The organism is Pseudomonas sp. K5002, from assembly GCF_013386655.1.
In the GTDB taxonomy this organism is placed as follows: Bacteria; Pseudomonadota; Gammaproteobacteria; order Pseudomonadales; family Pseudomonadaceae; genus Aquipseudomonas.
On record NZ_JACARK010001283.1, the window covers coordinates 1 to 777 of the forward strand.

1 protein-coding gene is annotated in these 777 nt (G+C 64.1%); it reads left to right on the forward strand.

The genetic code is table 11. From position 1 onward, the window contains the following. A partial coding sequence (locus tag HX846_RS35695) for an MFS transporter (protein ID WP_372242056.1) occupies nt 1-672 on the forward strand: 672 nt, incomplete at its 5' end. Between the last annotated feature and the right edge of the window lie 105 nt (nt 673-777).

The following is a 777-nucleotide window of genomic DNA, read 5'->3' on the forward strand; positions in this document are numbered from 1 at the left end:
CAGCACTTTGGCTATCGCGGGGTGCTCACAGGCTTGTTGCTGCTGGCGCTGACGTTATTGGCCTGGTGCCTGTGGGCCTTGCCGGAAACCCGCCCGGCCTCGCTGCCCACAGCGTCGTTGCGCGGCACCCTGGGCCTGATGCTCAAGGATGCGGCGCTGTGGCGTTCGGTGGGGCTGGTCGCGGTCTTCAATATCGCGCTGTTCAGCTATTACAGCCTGGGGCCGTTTGTGTTCCAGCGCCTGGGGTTGTCTGCCGAGCAGTTCGGCTACAGCGGCGTCCTGCTGGCGTTGGGCTCGGGGCTTGGGGCCTGGCTCAACAAGGGGTTGCTCAAGCGCGGGGCCGGCAGCGAACAGCTGGTGCTGGCAGCCGGTGGCGTGATGTTAGTGGGCAGCGTGCTGGTGGTGCTGTTACAGGACCGTTGGCTGTTCGTGTTGCCGATGCTGTTGGTGGTCATGGCCTTCGGCATGGCGATTCCCAATGTCTTGGGGGCGGCACTCACGGCTTATCGCGACCGCCTTGGCACCGCCGGTGCCTTGTTCGGTTTGCTGTATTACCTGGTGATCGGGGTGGGGTTGACCCTGGCAGCCTGGGTCCAGCAGTTGGGCTGGACCCTGTTGGTGTGCGCCTTGGCGGCGCTATGCCTGGCGATCCCGCGTACCGTCAGAAATTGACCGTGGCACTCAAGCGCGCCGTCAACGGCGCACCCTGGAACAGGTAGTCATCGCCCATGTATTCGCCAGCATCGCGCCAGTAACGCTTGTCGAACAGGTTGTCGA